Source organism: Ornithinibacter sp., from assembly GCF_035443565.1.
GTDB lineage: Bacteria > Actinomycetota > Actinomycetes > Actinomycetales > Dermatophilaceae > Fodinibacter.
This window is the reverse complement of record NZ_DAORSO010000004.1, coordinates 46,013-47,559: the sequence shown is the minus strand read 5'-3', so window position 1 is coordinate 47,559 and position 1,547 is coordinate 46,013. Positions and strand designations below refer to the sequence as shown.

General features: G+C 71.8%; 2 protein-coding genes. One reads left to right on the top strand and one right to left on the bottom strand.

The annotated features are described in order from the left end of the window. Window positions 1-20 precede the first annotated feature (20 nt). Window positions 21-539, top strand: a complete 519-nt coding sequence (locus PLL68_RS01285) for a glycine cleavage system transcriptional repressor (protein WP_324530901.1) — start codon at window positions 21-23, stop codon at window positions 537-539. Window positions 540-543: 4 nt separating this feature from the next. Here the strand turns inward: PLL68_RS01285 and PLL68_RS01280 are convergent. Next, the coding region (locus PLL68_RS01280) for a cold-shock protein (RefSeq protein WP_324530899.1) at window positions 544-1,547 on the bottom strand (1,004 nt) is incomplete at its 5' end.

Below are 1,547 nucleotides of genomic sequence, written 5' to 3'. Positions count from 1 at the left end.
CGGCCGTAGGGTGACGTGGCATGGAGACCTTGGTGCTGACGGTCATCAGTGACGACCGACCCGGGCTGGTGGCGACGCTGTCGGCCAGCCTCGCCGCTCGGGGCGCCACGTGGCAGCGCAGCCAGTTGTCGCAGCTGGCAGGCAAGTTCGCCGGCATCGTCGAGGTTGTCGTCCCGGCAGCCGGTGTCGACGGGCTCGTGGCCGACCTCGACGGGCTCTCGGCCCAGGGCATCACCGTCTCGACCACGCGCACGAGTGCCGCGAGCGAGGCGCCGACGCACCACCTCACCCTCGACCTCGTCGGGGCCGATCGTCCCGGCATCGTCGCCGAGGTGTCGGCGCTGCTCTCGGCGCGGGGGATCGGCATCGTCGAGCTGGAGACCTTCGTCAGCGAGGCCCCGATGGCCGGCGGCATGCTCTTCGAGGCTCACGCCGTGCTGGCCGCGCCTGCCGGGGCGGACGAAGGTGAGCTGCGCGCGGCGATGGAGTCGCTCGCCGACGAGCTGATGGTCGACGTCGCCCTCGCCGAGGACGCCTGACCGCTCAGATCAGTTCGACGCGGTCGGCCTGCGGGCCTCGATCGCTCTGACGCACCTGGAACCGGACCCGATCGCCCTGGTACAGGTGATCGGAGCCACGGATGACCGACACGTGCACGAACAGGTCGTCGCCTCCGGAGTCGGGGGCGATGAAGCCGAACCCGCGGTCAGGGTCGTAGCGCACGATGACTCCTTCGCCGCCGCGCACAGGTGCGCCGGAGGAGCGGCGCTGGTCCGACCGGGGCCGGGACGCCTGCCTCGGGGGTGCGGACCGCCGCGTCGAACTGCCTGCCAGGCGCACGTCACGCGCCTGCGGGCCCTTCTCGCTGTCGACCACGCCGTAGGTCACCCGGTCGCCCTCGGCCAGCTCGTAGAGCCCGTCCGCGAGGTCCCGGGCGTGCGCGAAGACGTCCTGGCCACCAGATTCCGGGGTGATGAACCCGAAGCCCTTGTCGACGTCGTACCAGGTCACGGTGCCGTCAGCGCCGTCCGACCGCTCCGCCCGGCCTGACGCCCCGGCGTGCTGGGCGGCAGGTGCGGCCTGCGCCCCCAAAGGCAGCAGAGGGTCGGCCTGCGGGCCCTTCTCCCCGTCGACGACGAGGAACGCCACGCGCTGCCCCTCAGTCACGACGCCGCCGCCGATGATGGCCGACGCGTGCACGAACACCTGGCCCTCATCGCCGTCGGGCGTGACGAAGCCGTAGCCCTTGGTCGGCTCGTACCAGGCGACGGTGCCGAGCACACCCAAGGGTGCATCGGCGGCGTGGTCGGCCGTGACACGGACACGTCGTGCCTGCGGGCCGCGGTCACCCTCGCCGACCTCGAACTCCACGACCTGGCCCTCGCGCAGCACGCGCACCCCGTCGTTGCTGATGATCTCGGAGGCGTGCACGTACAGGTCGTCGGCGTCCTCCCCCAGGGCGATGAAGCCGAAGCCCCGGTCGGCATCGAACCAGCGAACGGTTCCCTCGGTCACGGCTGACTCCTCGTCGAAGCTACGGTCGGTGT

Coding starts and splice junctions, on each gene's coding strand:
- PLL68_RS01285 (WP_324530901.1), top strand. CDS start 21: ATGGAGACCTTGGTGCTGACGGTCATCAGTGACGACCGACCCGGGCTG.